Annotated in this window: 15 protein-coding genes; 7 read left to right on the top strand and 8 right to left on the bottom strand. The window is 68.6% G+C overall.

From position 1 onward, the window contains the following. The 7 genes from VD972_RS19180 to VD972_RS19150 all read right to left on the bottom strand — a co-directional run. Positions 1-1295, bottom strand: a 1295-nt coding sequence (locus VD972_RS19180) for a thrombospondin type 3 repeat-containing protein (protein ID WP_324989040.1), incomplete at its 3' end; no start/stop codon positions are given. 191 nt (positions 1296-1486) lie between these two features. Next, a complete protein-coding gene (locus VD972_RS19175; RefSeq protein ID WP_324989038.1) occupies positions 1487-4384 on the bottom strand; it encodes a GAF domain-containing protein in 2898 nt (965 codons plus the stop codon). Positions 4385-4504: 120 nt separating this feature from the next. Continuing rightward, on the bottom strand, positions 4505-5623 hold the full coding sequence (locus VD972_RS19170; protein ID WP_324989036.1) for a hypothetical protein: 1119 nt from the start codon (positions 5621-5623) through the stop codon (positions 4505-4507). Between the two features lie 42 nt (positions 5624-5665). After that, a complete protein-coding gene (locus tag VD972_RS19165) occupies positions 5666-5839 on the bottom strand; it encodes a hypothetical protein (RefSeq protein ID WP_324989034.1) in 174 nt (57 codons plus the stop codon). 175 nt (positions 5840-6014) lie between these two features. Then, the gene (locus VD972_RS19160; protein ID WP_414654087.1) at positions 6015-6896 is read right to left on the bottom strand and encodes a tryptophan 2,3-dioxygenase; all 882 of its coding nucleotides are present in this window, start codon (positions 6894-6896) and stop codon (positions 6015-6017) included. 194 nt (positions 6897-7090) lie between these two features. Beyond that, positions 7091-7585 (bottom strand): cell wall protein, encoded by a 495-nt coding sequence (locus tag VD972_RS19155; protein WP_324989041.1) that lies wholly within the window; start codon positions 7583-7585, stop codon positions 7091-7093. 143 nt (positions 7586-7728) lie between these two features. Further along, positions 7729-8232, bottom strand: a complete 504-nt coding sequence (locus VD972_RS19150) for a hemerythrin domain-containing protein (protein ID WP_324989032.1) — start codon at positions 8230-8232, stop codon at positions 7729-7731. 91 nt (positions 8233-8323) lie between these two features. Between VD972_RS19150 and VD972_RS19145 the strand changes: the two genes are divergently transcribed. The 7 genes from VD972_RS19145 (at position 8324) to VD972_RS19115 (ending at position 14968) form a co-directional block, all read left to right on the top strand. Then, positions 8324-9154, top strand: a complete 831-nt coding sequence (locus VD972_RS19145) for a lysophospholipid acyltransferase family protein (RefSeq protein ID WP_324989030.1) — start codon at positions 8324-8326, stop codon at positions 9152-9154. After that, complete coding sequence (locus VD972_RS19140; protein ID WP_324989028.1) at positions 9147-10007, top strand: alpha/beta hydrolase; 861 nt, start codon at positions 9147-9149, stop codon at positions 10005-10007. The genes VD972_RS19145 and VD972_RS19140 overlap by 8 nt, the downstream gene beginning before the upstream one ends. A 30-nt stretch (positions 10008-10037) precedes the next feature. Continuing rightward, positions 10038-10973, top strand: coding sequence for a proline dehydrogenase family protein (locus tag VD972_RS19135; protein ID WP_324989026.1), 936 nt, complete (start codon positions 10038-10040; stop codon positions 10971-10973). Positions 10974-10993: 20 nt separating this feature from the next. Next, positions 10994-11644 (top strand): thioredoxin family protein, encoded by a 651-nt coding sequence (locus VD972_RS19130; RefSeq protein ID WP_324989024.1) that lies wholly within the window; start codon positions 10994-10996, stop codon positions 11642-11644. Between the two features lie 134 nt (positions 11645-11778). After that, positions 11779-12645: a hypothetical protein gene (locus VD972_RS19125; protein WP_324989022.1), complete on the top strand. Its 867-nt coding sequence runs from the start codon at positions 11779-11781 to the stop codon at positions 12643-12645. Between the two features lie 117 nt (positions 12646-12762). Then, positions 12763-13098 carry an SPW repeat domain-containing protein gene (locus VD972_RS19120; protein WP_324989020.1) on the top strand — a complete coding sequence of 112 codons (336 nt, stop codon included), beginning with the start codon at positions 12763-12765 and terminating at the stop codon, positions 13096-13098. Positions 13099-13177: 79 nt separating this feature from the next. Further along, positions 13178-14968, top strand: a complete 1791-nt coding sequence (locus tag VD972_RS19115; RefSeq protein WP_324989018.1) for a glycoside hydrolase family 15 protein — start codon at positions 13178-13180, stop codon at positions 14966-14968. A 29-nt stretch (positions 14969-14997) separates the two neighbouring features. Here VD972_RS19115 and VD972_RS19110 read toward each other — a convergent pair whose 3' ends face one another. Next, positions 14998-17979, bottom strand: a complete 2982-nt coding sequence (locus VD972_RS19110) for a pentapeptide repeat-containing protein (RefSeq protein ID WP_324989016.1) — start codon at positions 17977-17979, stop codon at positions 14998-15000. Positions 17980-17999: the final 20 nt, after the last annotated feature.

Genomic DNA, 17999 nt, shown 5'->3' with positions numbered 1-17999 from the left:
CCCGCCTGGTTGATGCAGTTGTCCAGGTGGTCCGAGACGGTGTCACCGTCCGTGTCCGGGCAGCCGCCGCGGTCCGCAGGGCCCTTCAGCGCCGGGCACTTGTCCTGGGAGTCCTGCACGCTGTCGCCGTCCTGGTCCGGGCAGCCCTGCGCGGAGGCCGCGCCGGCCACCGTCGGGCACTTGTCGGCCACGTCCTCGACGCCGTCCTTGTCCTGATCCTTGAGCGGGCAGCCCTTGGCGTCCACCTTGCCACCCTCGGTGGGGCAGGCGTCGTCGCGGTTCTTGATGTTGTCGTTGTCGTCGTCCAGGTCCGGGCACTGAGAGGGCGTGTGCTTGGCACCCGCCACGCACCTGGGAGGCATGCCACCGAAGGCCATGCCCATCATCACGCGGAAGTCCGGGTTGCCCAGCGTGTCGCCGAAGCCCAGGCCACCCAGGGCAAACACCTCCACATCATTGGACAGGGGGCCGCGCACGCCCACCAGCGTCTCGGCGGCGAGGAACTCGCGGCCGAAGGGGATCCACATGAGGATGTCCGCCTCGTAGCGCAGGCCCTCGCCGGTGCTGGCCACCGAGGCGCCCAGGCGAAGCCGGTTGTAGGCCTCGCGGTTGTCACCCTCGCCCATCGACACGCGCGGGCGCATGTCAGCGCCGAGCTCGAAGCCAGCGCGCAGGCCCTCGGTCTCTCGGCCCACCATGATGCGGGGGATGGCGCGCAGCGAGCTCTCACGCGCCAGCGCCTGGTCGCTGCCCAGCGGGAAGCCCACGCTCACGCCGGCCGCCATGTCCACGGGGATGGCCTCGGACTGGTTCAGCACGCCGATGTTAAAGTTGGCGATGGGCGTGCCCAGCTTGAAGCCGCCCTCGGGCGCGCCGAACGGCGAGTTGGCGACCCGGCCCTGCTCCTGGCTGAGGATGAGGGGAATCTGCAGACCCACCTCCAGCGCATCCCCCATGCCGTATGCGGCGACGATATGGCCGGTGGTGCGGTGGCTGACGAGCACCACCTCGCGGAAGCCGCCCTCCGCGGAGGGATCGATCAGCTCAGGCGTCAGCGGCTTGTTCTCGTAGTGGCCGATGAGCGAGAAGCGGAAGCGACCGTTGGGCAGCAGCTGGCCGGAGTTGATGAGCAGCGAGCCGGCGCCGCTGGGGTTGAACTCCAGGCGCTCCACTTCGAACTCGGGCAGACCGGCCGGCTGGGCCAGGGCAGTGGTGCTGAGCACCAGCGCGGCAAGGAGACTCAGGCGGGCCGCAGGGGCGCCCGTTCGCGTTGAGAGAAGGGTCGGTCGGTTCATGCGATCATCCATCTGGGCAGAGTCGATGGCGTGGGAGTGGACTGGGACGGCCCGGAGGGCAGCCCCCCGGTCCTTACCAGCGCGCGCACACAAGTCGAGGATTCATCAAACGTCCAGAGAAAAACCATGTTTGTTGCCCCCCCGGGTACGGCTGTACCCCACCACCCCAGCGGGTTGAGTCTCCTGGGCGCTCAAGGCGCAGCGGGCTCCGAGCGCGGAAGCTCGAGGGTGAAGAGCGAGCCCCTTCCCGCCTCGCTTTCCACCCGGAGTGCGCCCCCATGGGACTCGGCGATCTGCCGGCAGATCCACAGCCCCAGGCCCAACCCCTGGATATGGCGGGTGCCCTCGGCGCGCTGGAAGCGCTGGAAGATGCGGGACTGATCCTCCGGGGGGATGCCATAGCCTTCGTCCCGGACGGACAGCCGGGCCAGCCCCGGCGCTGCCTCCACGCACACGCGCACCGGCCGGCCCTGGCCGTACTTGATCGCGTTGGACAGGAGGTTCGTCACCACCTGCTCCAGCCGCAGCCTGTCCCACAGCCCCACCACGGGCCGCTCCGCCTCCACGTGGACTTCGCAGCCGGCCCGGGAGAACTCCTCGGCCATGCGCGAGACGCCCTCGCGGGCCACCGCCACCAGATCCACCTCGCTGAGCTGGAGCTGGAGCTGGCCGGCGGTGATGCGCGACACGTCCAGCAGATCCTCGATGAGCACGCCCAGGCGCTCGCCGGTGCGGGCCACGCGCTCGGCGCGCTCGGCCAAGCTGTCCGAGAGCCGCTCCTCGCGGGCCTTGCGCGCCAGCACGCGCAGCTGGAGCTGGAGCGCGTTGAGCGGGTTCTTCAGCTCGTGGCCGGCCACGGAGAGGAAGTCGTCGCGCAGCCGCAGCGCCTCGAGCGCCGCCGCGTAGAGCCTGGCGTCCTCGATGGCCAGCGCCGCCCGGCTGGCGATGCTCTCCAGCAGCACCTGATCATCCTGCCCATAGGGCCGGCCGCGCGCATCACGCAGCACCAGGAGGCTGCCGCACGCGCGGCCCCGCGCCACCAGCGCCACGGCGATCACGTCCTGGGGCCCCCGGCGCTCGAAGTAGGGCCGCAGCGCCGCCTCGGGCCCCACCCCCTCCAGCGCCGCCCCGCTCATGGCTCCCAGGAAGAGCGTCTGCCCGGTGGAGACGGCGGCCCCCTGAAGCCCCTCGCCCACCCGCAGCCGCCGCACGCGCACCACCTCCTCCAGCAGCTCCCGCACCCCCGCATCCGAGTGGTACACCTCCGCCAGCTCCAGGAACTGCCCGTCTTCGGAGACGAGCTGGAGCAGGCAGCAGTCGCCGATCTCCTGGGTGACGGCGCGAGCCAGCACATCCAGCACCCGCTCCAGATCCAGCCCCGCCTCGGCCACGAGCTGGCTCACCTGCACCAGCAGGTGCAGGCGCGCGGCGCTCTGACGGCTCTCCTCCTCGGCCGCGCATCGCTGCTGGAACAGCCGCGCATTGTCCATGGCGAGCGCGGCCCGGCTCGCCAGCTCCTCGGCCAGTGCCAGGTCCTCCGCGTCATACGGCGGCTTGTCCGCGCCGCGCACGAAGGAGAGCGCGCCCAGGATGCGCTGGCGCGCCACCAGCGGCGCGATGATGAAGGAGCGGATTCCGATCTCCCGGAGGATCTCCAGGAAGCGGGGGTTGCTCGTCCGCTGGGCCGCCAGCTCCGGCGTGAAGTCGGCCTCCAGGTGGGAGTGGCCCGTGCGCAGCACCGCGTCGATGAAGGAGGCGCGGGCGGGATCCGGCCAGTAGCCCATCAGCTCCTGAGCCAGCGGGGCCTTGGCCGGATCCGCGTGGAGCACGGCCACCCGGCGCGTCTGTTCCTCCGAGAGCAGATCCACCGCGCACCAGTCCGCGAAGGGGCCCACGGCCAGCCGCGCCACCCCGCTGACCGTCTCCTCCCACTCGAGCGAGCGGGACAGCAGGGCGCTGGCGTCCGCCAGCAGCCGCAGCCGCTGCTCGGCAGCCTCGGCCTGGAGCCGCGCCGTGTGCTCGCGCTCGTAGAGCAGGGAGCGCTCCAGCGCCAGACCGCATTGGCGCGCCAGCCCGAGGATGGAGGCCTGCTCCGGCACACTGAAGCGCTGCGGCGCACCGAAGGCGAAGGCGATCACCCCCAGCACCTTGCCCTCCGCCAGCAGCGGCACGAAGGCGAAGGCCTGGTACACCGCCACCGCCGGCCGTAGGGCGAACGCTGGGTAGCGGGCGCGCAGCTCCTCCGGGGACGCCAGCCACACGGCGGCCGCGGTGCGCGCGGCGTCGTGGCCGGGCGTCTTCCCCTCCCGTGGCAGCCGCCGGAGCTCCTCCTGCGCGTGGGGTTCCACTCCCACCGCTGCCATGAGCTCCACCTCCGTGCCTTCCAGCGTCAGCAGGTGCACCACCCCGGCCAGCGCGCCCACCGCGGGCAGGCCCAGATCCAGCACCACCCGCGCCACCTCGTGGCGGGTGAGGGCGCGGCTGAAGCCCTCCGTCACCGCCTGGAAGCGGCTGATCCTCAGCACCTCGGCCTGCTCCGCCTCGGCGCGAGCCCACGCGGCGGAGCGACGCGCCTCCTGCATCATCCGCTCCCGCCCCAGCGCAATGCCTGCCAGCCGCGCATAGAGCCCGGCGCGCCGCAGCGCGTCCTCAGTCGCGACGTGGCGGGAGCGGAACCACCCCACGAGCACGCCCACGCAGGAGCCATCCGCGAGGCAGAGGGGGAAGGCCACCAAGGCCCTCGGCTCCAGCCGCTGGCGCAGTGCGGGCTCGCTCTCCAGCAGCGCATCGGAGCTCAGCTCCTCCACCACGCGGGGCTGGGACGGCTCGTGGGTCTGCGAGAACTGGCGCAACAGCAGCACCGCACAGGCGGCGGCCGCATCCTCGGGCAGCCCGGCCGTGGCCCAGGTGAGCAGGGTGCCATCCGCGTCCAGCCAGCTCACCGAGCCCTGATCGGCCTCCAGCGTCGCGATGGCCGCGCGCCCCACCTCCTCGAGCACCGCGCGGACGGAGGATGCCGCGGCGAGCTGCTCCAGCGCTCTCGCCATGCGCTCCACGGCAGCCACGAGGCTGCCCTCAGGCATGGACATGCGCACCCCCCCAGGGCTCAGGCCGTTCGGAGTCTCGAGCCGACGGGAGTCTCCCACGACAGACCCCTGCTTGCCGAGCCCTTCCTACAAGCGTCGGCTTGTAGATGGAGGTACGAGACGTCAGTGCTCGAAGACGCGGAGGAAGGCCATGGCTATCTCCAGCACGATGAGCGCGACGATGGTGGCCTCGAGGGTGAGCGAGCGCGCCGTGTCCACCTCGCCCTTGAGCAGCCCGTACGTCTGCTCCAGCAGGTGGTGCTTGCGGGTGACGGAGGCCTGCCACGCGGGGATGCGCAGCCGGCGCACCGCCGCCTCGTAGACCTTGGCCAGGTAGAAGTCGCCGATGATCTTCAGGCTGTTCTCCACCCGCTCGATGAACTCGTTGAGGTCCACCAGGGTGGAGAGCGTCTCGCGCACCAGATCGCGGTAGGGGCTGCGGAACAGCGACCCGAGGCCTTGCCGCCGCGCCTGCACCTGATCGTGGATGCGGGCGATGTGCCCGTCCAGCAGCTCATCGTAGAAGCGGAACTCCAGCAGCTGCGCGTTGGCGATCTCCAGCAGGTCCGGGATGTCGCGCGAGCCGGAGGGCTCGTAGACGAAGGCGCTGTTCCAGTCGATGACGGCCAGATCCTCCTCTGTGTAGCTGAAGCGGTACTGGGTGACGGCCTCGCTCTCAGCGCGGGACAGGGGCTTGGAGCCCACCTCGCCCAGCAGCAGGCGGGCCAGGTCCGCGCGGGCCACGGCTTCCTCGGCGGAGGGGTTTCCGCGGATGCGCTCCGCGAAGAGGACTGTGTAGCTCTCGTTCTGCTCCCAGGTGTGCCGCTCGCGCACGGCAGAGGCGATGGTCTTCCGCACCCCCTCGAGGAGCTCGCTGGCGAGCGCCTCCAGGGCCTGGCTGTCGTAGAGCTCGTCGGCCAGGACGGTGAGCTGCTCGAGGGTGGTGCCCTCGGGGATGGGGACGGCGAGGATGAGGGAGACGGCGCCGTGGTCGAAGAGGCGCGCGGTGGCATCCACGGTGGCAGGCCCGCTGCGCAGGGCCAGCACGCGCCGGCCCAGCTCATAGGCCACGGGAGGATTGGGCAGCTGGATGTACTGGCTATTCTCCCGCGAGAGCTTCAGGCGGCGCGCGTCCTGGGCGAGCACCCTGCGGACTTTCTCCAGATCGATCTCATCCGCGACGTCATAGAGGCGGTAGCAGAGAGCGGAGGCCTTCTCGAGAATGAGGGGCTCTGCGGGCATAGGGGCCGTTCAGTCTACCCGCCCCGGCTCCGCCCCGTGCGCTCAATGCGGCTCGCGGGGCGGGTAGACGAGGGGCTTGCCCGGGGCCGGCGCATCATCCGGCAGGTTGCCGATATGGCCGGGGGTGGGCACGGGCCGATCTCCGGCCTGACGCTTGAAGCGCTCTTCGTCCTCCGGCAGCCGCGGCTCCGGGGTGGGGACTTCGTGCTCGGCCATGGGGGGCTCCTCCCAGACAGGGTGTCCGAGCCCTCAAGGTAGGCCGCGCCGGCGGCGCTGGCCTGCAAGCCTGGCTCCTCACCGGACGACACTCCAAACACTTGCAGGGTAGGAGACCCCTTACACTACTCATCACGGGGTGTGTCTGCCTTCACCGCGTGGCTTGAAGGAGGGCTCAGGGGACCGGCCGGCGAGCCTTCGGGGGAGAGAGCTCGGTGCGCACGTCCCACAGCTCCGGGAAGAAGCGAGTGTCCAGGGCCCTTCGCAGGAAGGTCACCCCCGAGGAGCCCCCCGTGCCCTGCTTGAAGCCGATGATGCGCATCACCGTCATCATGTGCCGGTAGCGCCACAGCTGGAACCGCTCCTCGGTGTCCACCAGCTTCTCGCACATCTCATAGGCATCCCAGTGCTTCTCGGTGTTCTCGTAGATGCGGCGGAACGCCTCCACCACGGCCTCGCTCTTCTCGTAGGGCAGGCGCCAGTCGCGCTGAGCGTGGTCCGCGGGGATGGGGTGCCCCACGCGCGCCAGGTGCCGGAGGAACTCGTCATACAGGCTGGGCGACTCCAGCAGCCGCTCCAGCTCCGCGTGCTGCGCCGGCACGTGCTTGAAGGGCCCCAGCACCTTGGCATCCTTCATTCCCAGCAGCATCTCCACCGCGTGGTACTGGAAGCTCTGGAAGCCCGAGGCGTGCCCCAGCGCGGCCCGGAACTCCAGGTACTCGTTGGGAGTGAGCGTCTCCAGCACGCTCCACTGCTCGAAGAGCATCCGCTGGATGTGGCCGACGCGCGCGAAGATCTTGAACGAGGGCTCCAGCTTGTCCGACTGCACGTAGCGGATGCAGGCCGTCAGCTCGTGGATGAGCAGCTTCATCCACAGCTCACTCGTCTGGTGCTGGATGATGAAGAGCAGCTCGTCGTGGTGCGGGGGCTGCGAGCGCGGCACCTGCGTGGCCAGCAGGCGGTCCAGCTGCAGGTACTCCCCATACGTCGTGTGGCCGGCCAGCTCCGTGAGGATGCCAGGCTCCATCTCGCGCTTTTCCATGAGGCGGGCATTCATGCCTCCAGGAGCCCTCCGGGCGCAATGGCCTGCTGCCAGAAACACGAAGGCCGGGGGCCACGGGGTGCTCCCGTGTCTTCCCCGGCCCTCGCTCGCTGAGACATGCCCCCCAAGGCTGCGGACCCGCTCAGCTCGAGCTGAGGTTTTGTCCCAAATCCAACTGTCTCAACGTTTCATGTCTCACGACTGACGTATCAGGTAGAGCCCTGGTTCGCCTGAGCCAGCGCCTTGGCGGCCGCGCGGCCACGGGGCAGCTTCACGTCCTCCACGCTGTTGGAGGGCGCGTAGTCCGCCCACGCGGAGGGGCGGCGGTTGGTCTTGGTCAGCATGCGCAGCTTCTGGTAGTGCGCCGCGCAGTAGCCCTTGGTGCGGCTGGGCGAGCCACAGCCGATGATGGCACATTCACGAGCGCCCCCAGCGGCCGGCTTGCGGCCCCGGCGCTTGCCACTGACAGGAGCAGCGGCCGTCTTCGCCGGGCGCCCCGGGCCTCGCTTGACGGGCTTCGCGACCTGCGCGCCGAACAGCGGCGCCATCGCCGCGGCGACCGGCGCCAGCCGCTCCGCCACGCTGCGCAGGCCGTCGAGATCCGCCGTCCCTGCCTCCAGGCGCGATATCGCTGCGCGCAGGGGCTTGAGCTGGACCTCGATCTCGTTGCTGATCATCTCTCGAAACGCCTTGTCGACAGACATGGACATGCTTGGGGGACCCCTCTGTATGTGGAAATGTGTGAGCGATGCTGATGAATCAAGCGCCGGAACGCTTTCGGCGCACTCAATAGCTCTCAAGAGAGAGATTGTCGATTCTCTTTACAAAAAAGTTGTTTCGACTTCTATCAGAAGTCCCAGCGTGGCTCTTCGAGCAATCGCTCGCTGCCCGACGCGGCGTTCGACTCTGGGACGAGCTCGTCTCTCAGATTGAGAAACGAGTGACTCAATCCATGCTGTTCCTCCTGATCCAGGGCGGAGACGAGCCGGGGGAAGAGCTCGACCTCTTCCTCGCGAACGTGGGCGACGAGCAGATCCTCCAGCGCCATGAAGCGGGCCCACCACTCGTCTTCTCCGGGACTGAACTCCTCGAGCTCTTCCACGAGCTCGCGCATGGCCAGATGATCCTCGGCCTCCTCGCCGGCCCGGGCGCGCCCCTCCACCCGGGCCAGCAGTGGAGAGAGGTAGCGCTCCTCGAGCCGCGCATGAACCCGCAGCATGGCGGCGAATTCCTCGAAGCGCTCGAGCCACGCGTCGGGCTCACCCGAGCCGGAGCCGGCGTCGGCGTCGAGCGCCGTGATGCGCTCCTCCAGCTCCCGGTGCTGCTCCGCGAGGATGTCGAAGGGTCCCATGGCTTCTCAACCATCTGCATGCGCGGCCCGAGGGACAACAGGCCCGAGGGACTCAGACGTCACCGGAAGGTCACCGGCGCCGAGAGAGCGGGTGTCCCGCCCTCCTGTGGGCCAGGAGGGGAGGGCTCGCCCGGCTGCCTGGCTCGAAGCTCCAGGAGTGGGCTGGCAGCGCAGCCCTGCGTCCCCATCTTTCTTCTCCGTGGAGACCCTGTCCTGCACCGCGCGCCGAGCCGTGTTCCGTCTGGCCGAGGCGGGCGCCATCCTGTCGGCGCTGTATCACCGGGCCCGGCTGCTGGGTGCTGAACACCTGCCGGCCCAGGGTCCGATGCTCCTGGTGGGAAACCACGGCGTCTGGGGTTACGAGACGCCGGCCTTCTTCCACCTGATACACCAGGCGACCGGGCGCTATCCGCTGGGCCTGGCCGAGCGGGGCTTCTTCCGCATCCCGCTGATCCGGACGGTGCTTCCCTGGCTGGGCGGGGTGGAGGGTACGCAGGAGAAAGCGCTTTCATCCCTGCATGAGGGACACCTCGTGGTGTGTTACCCGGGAGGGGCCCGAGAGACCTTCAAGCGTCCGCCCGGGCGCTACACGCTGCGCTGGGAGGGGACGCTGGGCTTCGTCCGGCTGGCGGCGCAGGCGAGGGTGCCCATAGTTCCTTTCGCGGGCTTCGGCGTGGATGACACCTTCCTCTATCCCCCGGGCGAGGAGCGGCTGTGCCTGCGGATCTCTGACCAGGAGAAGTACCGCATGCCCCTGGTGGTGGGGCTGGGCCCGCTGCCGCTGCCGGTGCGCCTCACCTTCGCCGTGGGCGAGCCGCACGAGCCACCGCCTGCGGACGCGCCTGAGCCTCGCCTGAGGGCCTTCCGGGACCATGTCGCCGACAGCGTGCGGCGGCTTTTGCTGCGGGCGTGCCATGCTTGAGACGGTGACTGCGCACCCGCCTCGCCTCGTCCCCGCGCCGGAGGACATCCAACCCGGCTACGAGCTGCTGCTCGAGCAGCGGCAGGTGCGCGGTGCCCCCGTGCGACTCTTCACCTTTCCCAGCGGCAGCGAGGACGTGGCGCGCACGGTGGTGTGCCTGCCGGGGCTGGGAGCCTCGGGGCGCTCCTTCGCGCCCATGGCGCCGCTGGCCTCGGAGCTGCGGCTGCAGCTGTGGACTCCCACGCTGAGCACGCCGCTGACCCACACGCCGCTGCAGTGGAACGTGGCGGCGCTGTCACACCCGGACGCGCAGCTCCCCGAGCGTTTCGCGCTGCTGGGCTCGTCCTTTGGCAGCCTGGTGTCCCTGGCCTTCACCCTGGCGTACCCGGAGCGCGTGCGAGCGCTGGTGCTGGTGTCTCCGGTGGCCAGCGTCCACCGCGTGCGGCGCTGGGCGCTGAGCCTCTCCACGCTGGTGCGCATGCCCAAGCCCTTCGCCTACCTCTTCGCGCCCTCGGTGGCGCGCGTGCTCGGTGGCAGAGACTTGCCGCCCGAGGGGCGCGCGGAGATCGTCCGTGAGGCCCGCCGGCTCTCTCCACTGGAGCTGCTGCGAAGGCTGAAGGACGTCCTGGACGCAGACTACCTGGAGGCGCTGGAGCAGCTCCGCGTGCCGACCCTGCTCGTCCATGGCGCGCGCGACACACTGGTGCCGCTTGGCTACGCACGGGACGTGGCCCGCCGCATCCCCGGCGCGCGGCTGGAGGTGCTCCGCGAGGCCAGCCACCTGCCGTACATGAGTCACCCGCAAGCCTTCAACGCCTTCGTGGGCGACTTCCTGGTGCAACACTTTTCTTAAGACCTGAGTATTGACTCATTTGTCAAACACATGACCGCCGCCACGAACCTGTCTCGCTCTGCCCTGCTGTTCCTCTCACGCCGCGAGGGATTGAAAGAGGTCGCCACACGCCTGGGCCCGCTGCGCGAGCTGTCCGGCCGCTTCATCGCCGGAGAGACGCTGGAGGAGGCGGTGGAGGCGGTGAAGGCCCTCAACGCGCAGGGGCTGATGGCCAGCTTCGACCACCTCAATGAGGCCGTGCGCAACGAGGCGGAGACCCGAGACGAGGTGCGCGAGTACCGCCGGCTCCTGGCGCGCATCGACGCGGAGGGAGTGAGGGCCAATGTGTCGCTGAAGCTGACGCAGTGCGGGCTGCTGCTCAACCCGGCGCTGGCGCTGGAGAACGCGCGCGGGGTGGTGAGGGAGGCGGCGGCGCGCGGCTCCTTCGTGCGCGTGGACATGGAGCAGAGCGCGGTGACGCAGGCCACGCTGAACACGGTGCGCGCGCTGCACGCTGAGTTCGGCGAGGAGCGCGTGGGCGCGGTGCTGCAGAGCTACCTGCGGCGCACGGAGGCGGACGCGCGGGCCCTGTGCGCCGCGCGCGTGCGCATCCGCCTGTGCAAGGGCGCGTACCTGGAGGGCCCGGAGGTGGCCTTCCAGGACAAGCGGGACGTGGACGCGAACTTCGTCCGGGTGATGCGCGTGCTGCTCGACAGTGGCGTGTACCACGGCATCGCCACGCACGATGAGCGGATGATCGACGCGACGCTGGACTACGCGGCGCGGCGGCGGCTGCCGGCGCGCTCCTTCGAGTTCCAGATGCTCTATGGCATCCGCCGGGACTTGCAGGTGCGGCTGGCGAAGGAAGGGTTTCCGGTGCGTATCTATGTGCCGTACGGGCGGTATTGGTATCCCTACTTCATGCGCCGGCTGGCCGAGCGGCCTGCCAACCTGTGGTTCGTGTTGAAGAACCTGGTCAAGGGATAGTACGAGACCAGGTCCAGCCCATGCGCCTCTTCAAGCCCTTGATCCTCGGTGGTGCCGTGCTCGCCGCCATCAGCTGTGCTTCGTCCCGGCCCGCCTCCGAGCCGGCTCACGGGGAGCTCAGCTCCCTCAGCGCCGCGTCTCGTCCGGATGCGGCCTTCTGTGAGCACCGCGTCCCCCAGGAGGCATGCACCCGCTGCAACCCCGGGCTCATCCCCCGCTTCAAGGCCGCGAACGACTGGTGCGGTGAGCACGGCGTCCCCGAGTCCCAGTGCTTCCAGTGCCACCCGGATCTCTCCTTCGAGCCGCTCCCCACGCTCGCCGCGGAGGCCGACCTGAAGCAGCTCTCCCTCCAGGGCGAGGACGTGCCGGAGCTCACCCCGCACGCCGTTCCTGGCAAGGTCACCGTCTTCGACTTCTACGCGGACTGGTGCCCGCCCTGCCGCAAGGTGGATGCCCACATGTTTGTCCTGCTCAACCAGCGCCAGGATGTCGCCTACCGCAAGCTCAACATCGTCTCCTGGGAGACACCGCTCGCGAAGCGCTACCTGGAGGGTGTCCCCAACCTCCCCCACCTCGTCATCTATGGGAAGGATGGGCGGCCGGTGCGCAGCGTGACGGGCCTGGACCTCGCCGCGCTCGATGCGGCCATCTCCGAGGGGGCCGCGCGATGAGGTGGGTCGCCATCGCCGTCGGGCTGCTCGCGCTCGCCCTCCCCGGCCGCGCTGCCGCATGTGCGGGTTGAAGCAACCCCAACCTCCCGGTCGGGAGGAACACGGACACCGGACTGAAGGCAGGACAGACGTCCGTGCAGCTCAGCCTGCTGACCACCACCGTGCGCACCACGCACGAGTCGGCATGCCCGGACATCGGCCCCATCTGCGCCTCGCGTGATGAGCCGCCGCAGATCCATGATCAGCGCTTCGCCATTGGCGAGCTGCGCGCCAGCATGGAGCACGCGTTCACGGATGCGCTCGGGGTGGAGCTGCAGGTGCCGCTGCGCTTGAACCGCACCACCATCCAGTTCCGGCGGCTGGATGGCACGCCCGCCACGCTCGACTACGAGAACATCCACCACCGCAACGAGACGCTCTGGGGCCTGGGCGATCCCTGGGTGCAGGGGCGCTACGCCCTGCCGCTGGGGCCAGTGCGGCTCTCCGCTCGCGCGGGCTTCACCGTGCCCGTGGCGAAGACCGTGGAGGATCCGTTCGCGCTCGGTGCTGCGGGCCTGCCGCACCAGCACGTCCAGTTCGGCACCGGCACCGTTCAGCCGCTGCTGGCGCTGGAGGCCGAGCACACCTTGGACTCCTGGAGCACCCGCCTCTGGGGGCAGGCGCAGCTCTCGGTGGCGGAGAACTCCCATGGCTTCCGTGCCGGCCACCGGTTCGGCGTGGGCCTGTCGGGCGCGGTGAAGCTCGTGGGTTCGCTCCGAGCCTCGGCTGGGGCGGATGTCGCCAACGAACAGCCCGAGCGATGGGGCGGCGTCGTCCAACAGGACGGCAACCTGGGCCGCACGGACGTGCTCGTGGGCGGTGGGCTGCACTGGACTGTGAGCAAGGTGCAGCTCGGGCTCACGCTCCGCGTCCCCGTGTACAGCCACATCATCGGCCACCATGGACAGCTCGAGTACCCGGGACTGCTGGGTCTCACCGCGGGCACGGTGTTCGGGGAGTAGGGAAGCCTCGAGGAGTGCGAGCAGCATGCCAGGCGCTCGCTCCTCCCCACCTCTTCTTGCAGGAGGCACGCTCCGCTGCCCACCTTCTCTGAGGTGCCTCTCAAAGGAGGACCTCTCATGTGGGCTCGCTGGCTGAACTTCTTCCTGGGGGTCTGGCTCTTCGTCGCTCCCCTCGTCTTCAACTATGCAGAGCGCGCCGCGCGCTTGAATGAAGCCATCGTGGGCATGGCAGTCGCCATCGTGGCCCTGCTCGGCGCGTCCATTCCCCGCCTGAGCTTCATCAACGTTGCGCTCGGCGGTTGGCTCCTGCTTGCCCCCAACGTGCTGGGCTATGGCGACAGCGCGCTGCCCACGGCCCACAACATCGTCCTGGGTGCCCTCATCATCTGCGCGGCGCTGGCCCCCTCCGCGGCTCCCACCGTCCGAGGCCTCCGCCGCCTCGTGAAGACTTGAGCTGGGGACGCTCTCCCGGCGAGCAGAGGAGCACAGCGGCCCGCCCGCCAATCACGCAGGGGCTCTCCAGCTTTCTGGCATGGCGCTGCCTCTCGAAGCCTATGCCCTCATCGGCGACACCTACAGCGCGGCCCTGGTGGGCACGGACGGCTCCATCGACTGGCTGTGCTGGCCCCGCTTCGACTCGGATGCCTGCTTCGCCGCGCTCCTCGGCGATGAACGCCATGGCCGCTGGCACATCGCCCCTACCGCTCCTGTCCTCTCCGTCCGCCGCCGCTACAGGCCCGGCACCCTCGTGCTCGAGACGGACTTCGAGACGGCGGAGGGCGCTGTGCGCCTCATCGACTTCATGCCTCCTCGCAACCATGCGCCGGACGTCGTCCGGATCGTCCAAGGACTGCGAGGCCGCGTCCCCATGCGCATGGAGGCCTCGCTGCGCTTCGGCTACGGCGATCGCACCCCGTGGCTGCGCACCACCTCCTGCGGTGTCTCCGCCAAGGCCGGGCCCGACGCCACCTTGTTGAGCACCCGTCTGCCCCTGCGCGTGGCCGATGGCTGCGTCTCCTCCGACTTCACGGTGGCCGAGAACGAGCGGCACTCCCTTGTCCTCACCTGGTTTCCGTCTCACGAGCGCCAGCCCCGCTCCGTGGACGCCTTCAGCGCCCTGGAGGAGACGTGCTCGTGGTGGCGGGCATGGTCCGAGCGCTGCACCTACGAGGGCCCCTGGCGTGAGGAGGTCCTTCGCTCGCTCATCACTCTCAAGGCCCTCACCTACTCGCCCACGGGTGGCATCGTCGCTGCGCCCACCACCTCCCTGCCCGAGCACCTGGGCGGCGTGCGCAACTGGGACTATCGCTACTGCTGGCTGCGCGACGCCACCCTCACGCTGCTGACACTGTTGCAGGCCGGCTACACCGAGGAGGCCCACTCCTGGCGCGACTGGCTGCTGCGCGCCGTGGCCGGAGAGCCCGACGAGCTGCAGATCATGTATGGCGTTGCGGGCGAGCGCCGCCTCGTGGAGCTGGAGCTGCCGTGGCTGCCCGGCTACGCGGGCTCCCTCCCGGTGCGCATCGGCAATGGAGCGGTGCAGCAGCTCCAGCTCGACGTCTTCGGCGAGGTGATGGACTGCCTCCACCAGGCGCGCCGCGCCGGCGTGCCCTCGGATGAGGAAGTCTGGGATCTGCAGCGCCACCTGCTGCACTACATCGAGCGGTGCTGGGAGCAGCCGGACGAGGGGCTCTGGGAGGTGCGTGGTGGGCGGCAGCAGTTCACCCACTCGAAGATCATGGCGTGGGTGGCGGTGGATCGGGCGGTGAAGAGCGCCGAGGCCTACGGGCTGGAGGGGCCACTGGACGCGTGGCGTGCCCTGCGCGCGCGCATCCACGCGCAGGTCTGCGAGCAGGGCTTCGATGCGAAGCGCAACGCCTTCGTGCAGGCGTATGGCTCGCGGGAGCTGGACGCGAGCCTGCTGATGATCCCGGTGGTGGGCTTCCTGCCGCCGGAGGACCCTCGCGTGCGTGGCACGGTGGAGGCCATCCAGCGCGAGCTCTGCCACGGCGGCCTGGTGCGCCGCTACGACACACGCCACACCCAGGACGGCCTGCCCCCAGGCGAGGGCGTCTTCCTGGCGTGCTCCTTCTGGCTGGTGGACAACCTGGCGCTGATGGGCCGCAGAGAGGAGGCACGCGAGCTCTTCGAGCGGCTGCTCGGGCTGTGCAACGACGTGGGGCTGCTGTCAGAGCAGTACGACGTGGAGCGACGGCGGCTGGTGGGGAACTTCCCGCAGGCCTTCAGCCACCTGGCGCTGATCACCACCGCGGAGAACCTCTCGCGCACGGGAGGCCCGGGCCAGCGGCGCCCGGCCGACTGACGGAGCCTGGGGCTGCGCTGGCCGTTCGCTCAGGAATCCTGAGGGTGGAGCGCACGGCTCGCCGCGCCGAGCTCGAGCTTCAGGGGTTCGACCGGCTGTCCCGCCAACGCGGCCTGAACGAGATCTGGGCGGACGCATTGATCCTTGAACAGCGTCAACGGCGCGTACTGCGCTCCAGCCCGAACGGCGAGTCTGTCGGTGTCCGCATCGGGGGAAGTCAAGGCGTAGGAACCGGCCAGGGTGGCCCAGCCAGGCTCCAGCCAGACGAAGGTCGCCAGAAGCCGCCACGTCCGGGTGTCCCAGAGCCGCGCGGTTCCTCCATTGGAGAGTGTGACGACACGATCGCCTTCCGGCGAGAAGGCGACGTTCCTTACACCTGCCTCGTGTCCTTCGAGTAACGCGACCTGCTTTCGCTCCTGAACGCTCCAGACTCGGGCCGTACAATCCCAGGAACCGCTGATGAGGAGGCTCCCATCGGGAGAGAAAGCAACCGAGAGGACCACTGCATCATGGCCGTTCAGCGCAAAGGTAGCCTCTCGATCCGAGAAGTTCCACACCCGCACTGTTTCGTCACGGCTGGCACTCGCTAGCACTTGATCCAGCGGGGAGAATGCCACGGCTTCTACGGTGTCAGCGTGGCCTTCCAAAGAGCGGATGGCAGCGCCCGTCTGACCGTCCCATAGTCTAACGATCCGCCCCCCGGAAATCGTGGCCAGGAGTTTCCCGTCCGGAGAGAAACCAATCCCCATGGATGGACTCTTGAGTCCATCCAGTTCGAAGATCTTTCTGGGTCGCGGCACCTTCAGGTCCCAGACGCTGACGCCATTTGCATCTGCCAGCGCCAAGCGTCCGCCCACTGGAGCGAGAGCAAGCAAGCACCAGCTCTCGCGCTTCGTTACCTCCTTTACCGGCTTGCCCATTGCCAGGTCCCAGAGTTGTACACGTCCGTCTATAGAGGCAGTGATCAGTTCTGTTCCTCCTGGAGATGCAGCAAGTGACACTACCTGCCCTTCTCCCGTGGGGAGTACGCGTGGGGCTGCCCCGGTACGTGTATTCCAAATTCTTGCGCCTCCTCCGCCTCCCAACGCAACGTACCCTTCTGGCAGAAAGACCACGCACAGCCCCTCAGCACCTCGAACTCGCGGCCCCCCTGTCCATAGAGTCTCTGGGCGTTCAAGCCACACTCCCTGAGTCGTAGCGATGGCAATCTGGCCTTCTTCTCCAGGCATGAACGCCAACCCGCTACCTCGCCCCTCAAAACGCCTGGCTCCTACCCGGGCCCCTGACGCCGAGCTATAGAGCACGAGTAGCTCCTGAGAAGTGATGGCGGCGATGTACTCGCCGTTGGAAGCAACAGACCTGATCTCTTCGTCATTGGCGGACAGGTCTCTCACTACCTTCTTCTGATCCAGGTCCCAGATCTTAAGCCTCGAATCCTCGGCGCCACTAATGAGCTGGCGTGGAGATCGCGGGTTGAACACGAGCGATCTGACGCGTTTCTCGTGCCCCTCCAACGTGCAAACATGTGTCCCACTGGGAACCCTCCAGATGCGGATAGATCGGTCTCTCGAGCCTGTCGCGAGCCATGCACCATCCGGAGAGAAGGCGACACTCTCCACCCAGTCAGAATGGGCGTCGATGACCGACACCGGTTCGCCCGTGCTGACGCGCCAGAGGCGAGCTGTCCCATCTCGAGAGCAGGACGCAAGAAGATTCCCATCAGGCGAAAACGCGACCTGAGTCACATGGGATTGATGGCCTCGGAGCAGCCGGAGAAGACCTCCAGCGGCAACAGCCCATACTCCCACCGTTCCATCCGCAGAAGCAGAGGCAATGCATGTGCCATCGGGGGAGAATGCGACTCGGGACACGAGCTTCGTATGACCCGTGAACGCGACCAACGGACGCCCTGAGGCCAAGTCCCACAGGACTGGTTCCTGGCTTCCGCAAGCGACCACCAGAGCCCCATCCGGCGAAACCGCCAAGTCCCTGACACCGCCTGGAAGCACGGGAACAAGAAACGCCTCGCTCCCGTCAACTGCCCGGCTCGTGCGCCAACGGGCCAGCGACAAGTCGGCACTCTCAAGTCGAGCCCTGCGTAGGGCAGGCATCTGCCACGCCGTCCCCAAAAGCCGAACTCCACGGAGATCAACCTCCTCGAACAGCGGAGCGCGGTTGAAAGCCGTGCTGCCGGAGAGATCCGCCCCTTGGAGTCGGGCTTGGCTGAAATCCGCTTCATCTAGGGTACAGCCGCGTGCTTGAAGTCCTCGGCCCTCAATTCCCCGGAGGTTCGCGCCCGTCAGATCCGCCCCCTCAAGCCTCGCCCCCTCAAGCCTCGCCCCTTCGAGCCAAGCCAGAGCCAGCCGGGCGCTGCGGAGGTCCGCTCCCTCCAAGCTCGCCCGATTGGGCACGAGTCGTCGCATCTCCTGCTGACTGCGCCGGTTTGATCCTCCTGCGACGCCGCAGCTCCACTCGTACGCAAGGCGGAGTGCATTCTCACTGACCAGTGGAACGTAGCTATCGGACAGCACCTGTCTTACGCCCGCCCGAAGTGCCTCCACATCTTCGTCAGCGGCGAGGTCGATCAGGAAGGCTGCGCATTCGGAGGCGAGCGGAGGCGCATCCAGCGCATTTGCCAGCGCTTTGCCGCGAGCCGCGCGCAGCAGATGCCGCGCATAGAAGAACTCTTCGAAGAGCTTGAACTTGAACTGGTAGTACCCCAATCGGTCCCGAGTGAAGAAGGGCAGCGTGCCCAGTTCCACCTCCAGGCTTGTGGCGCCATCAGAAGCCACCCTGCCATGCCGTGCTTCCAACAGCCCCTTGAGCTTGCTCGCGTGGATCCGGCCTCGTGGGAGCCTCCGCGTTTCATGCGCGAGCCGCTCTAGGAAGCTTCCCTTCTTCTCGGTCTCCGAAGGCTCTTGGGTCTCGCTCCGAAACGAGCGATCGGTGAATCGCTGGAAGAGCGCTCCGAGAGACAGCTTCCCTTCCTGCGAGGAGAACTCCGGCGCCACGGTCAGGAGCATCTCCAACA

It is taken from the genome of Hyalangium sp., assembly GCF_035629615.1.
Classification (GTDB): domain Bacteria; phylum Myxococcota; class Myxococcia; order Myxococcales; family Myxococcaceae; genus Hyalangium.
Note: the sequence above shows the minus strand (reverse complement) of the source record. Positions and strands in the feature narration are given on the sequence as shown.

Excerpts from the sequence above, each read along its gene's own strand:
- VD972_RS19155 (WP_324989041.1), bottom strand. The coding sequence starts at position 7,585 with ATGTCTGTCGACAAGGCGTTTCGAGAGATGATCAGCAACGAGATCGAG.
- VD972_RS19135 (WP_324989026.1), top strand. The coding sequence starts at position 10,038 with ATGACCGCCGCCACGAACCTGTCTCGCTCTGCCCTGCTGTTCCTCTCA.
- VD972_RS19120 (WP_324989020.1), top strand. The coding sequence starts at position 12,763 with ATGTGGGCTCGCTGGCTGAACTTCTTCCTGGGGGTCTGGCTCTTCGTC.
- VD972_RS19150 (WP_324989032.1), bottom strand. The coding sequence starts at position 8,232 with ATGGGACCCTTCGACATCCTCGCGGAGCAGCACCGGGAGCTGGAGGAG.
- VD972_RS19115 (WP_324989018.1), top strand. The coding sequence starts at position 13,178 with ATGGCGCTGCCTCTCGAAGCCTATGCCCTCATCGGCGACACCTACAGC.
- VD972_RS19140 (WP_324989028.1), top strand. The coding sequence starts at position 9,147 with ATGCTTGAGACGGTGACTGCGCACCCGCCTCGCCTCGTCCCCGCGCCG.
- VD972_RS19165 (WP_324989034.1), bottom strand. The coding sequence starts at position 5,839 with ATGGCCGAGCACGAAGTCCCCACCCCGGAGCCGCGGCTGCCGGAGGAC.
- VD972_RS19175 (WP_324989038.1), bottom strand. The coding sequence starts at position 4,384 with ATGTCCATGCCTGAGGGCAGCCTCGTGGCTGCCGTGGAGCGCATGGCG.
- VD972_RS19130 (WP_324989024.1), top strand. The coding sequence starts at position 10,994 with ATGCGCCTCTTCAAGCCCTTGATCCTCGGTGGTGCCGTGCTCGCCGCC.
- VD972_RS19160 (WP_414654087.1), bottom strand. The coding sequence starts at position 6,896 with ATGAATGCCCGCCTCATGGAAAAGCGCGAGATGGAGCCTGGCATCCTC.
- VD972_RS19170 (WP_324989036.1), bottom strand. The coding sequence starts at position 5,623 with ATGCCCGCAGAGCCCCTCATTCTCGAGAAGGCCTCCGCTCTCTGCTAC.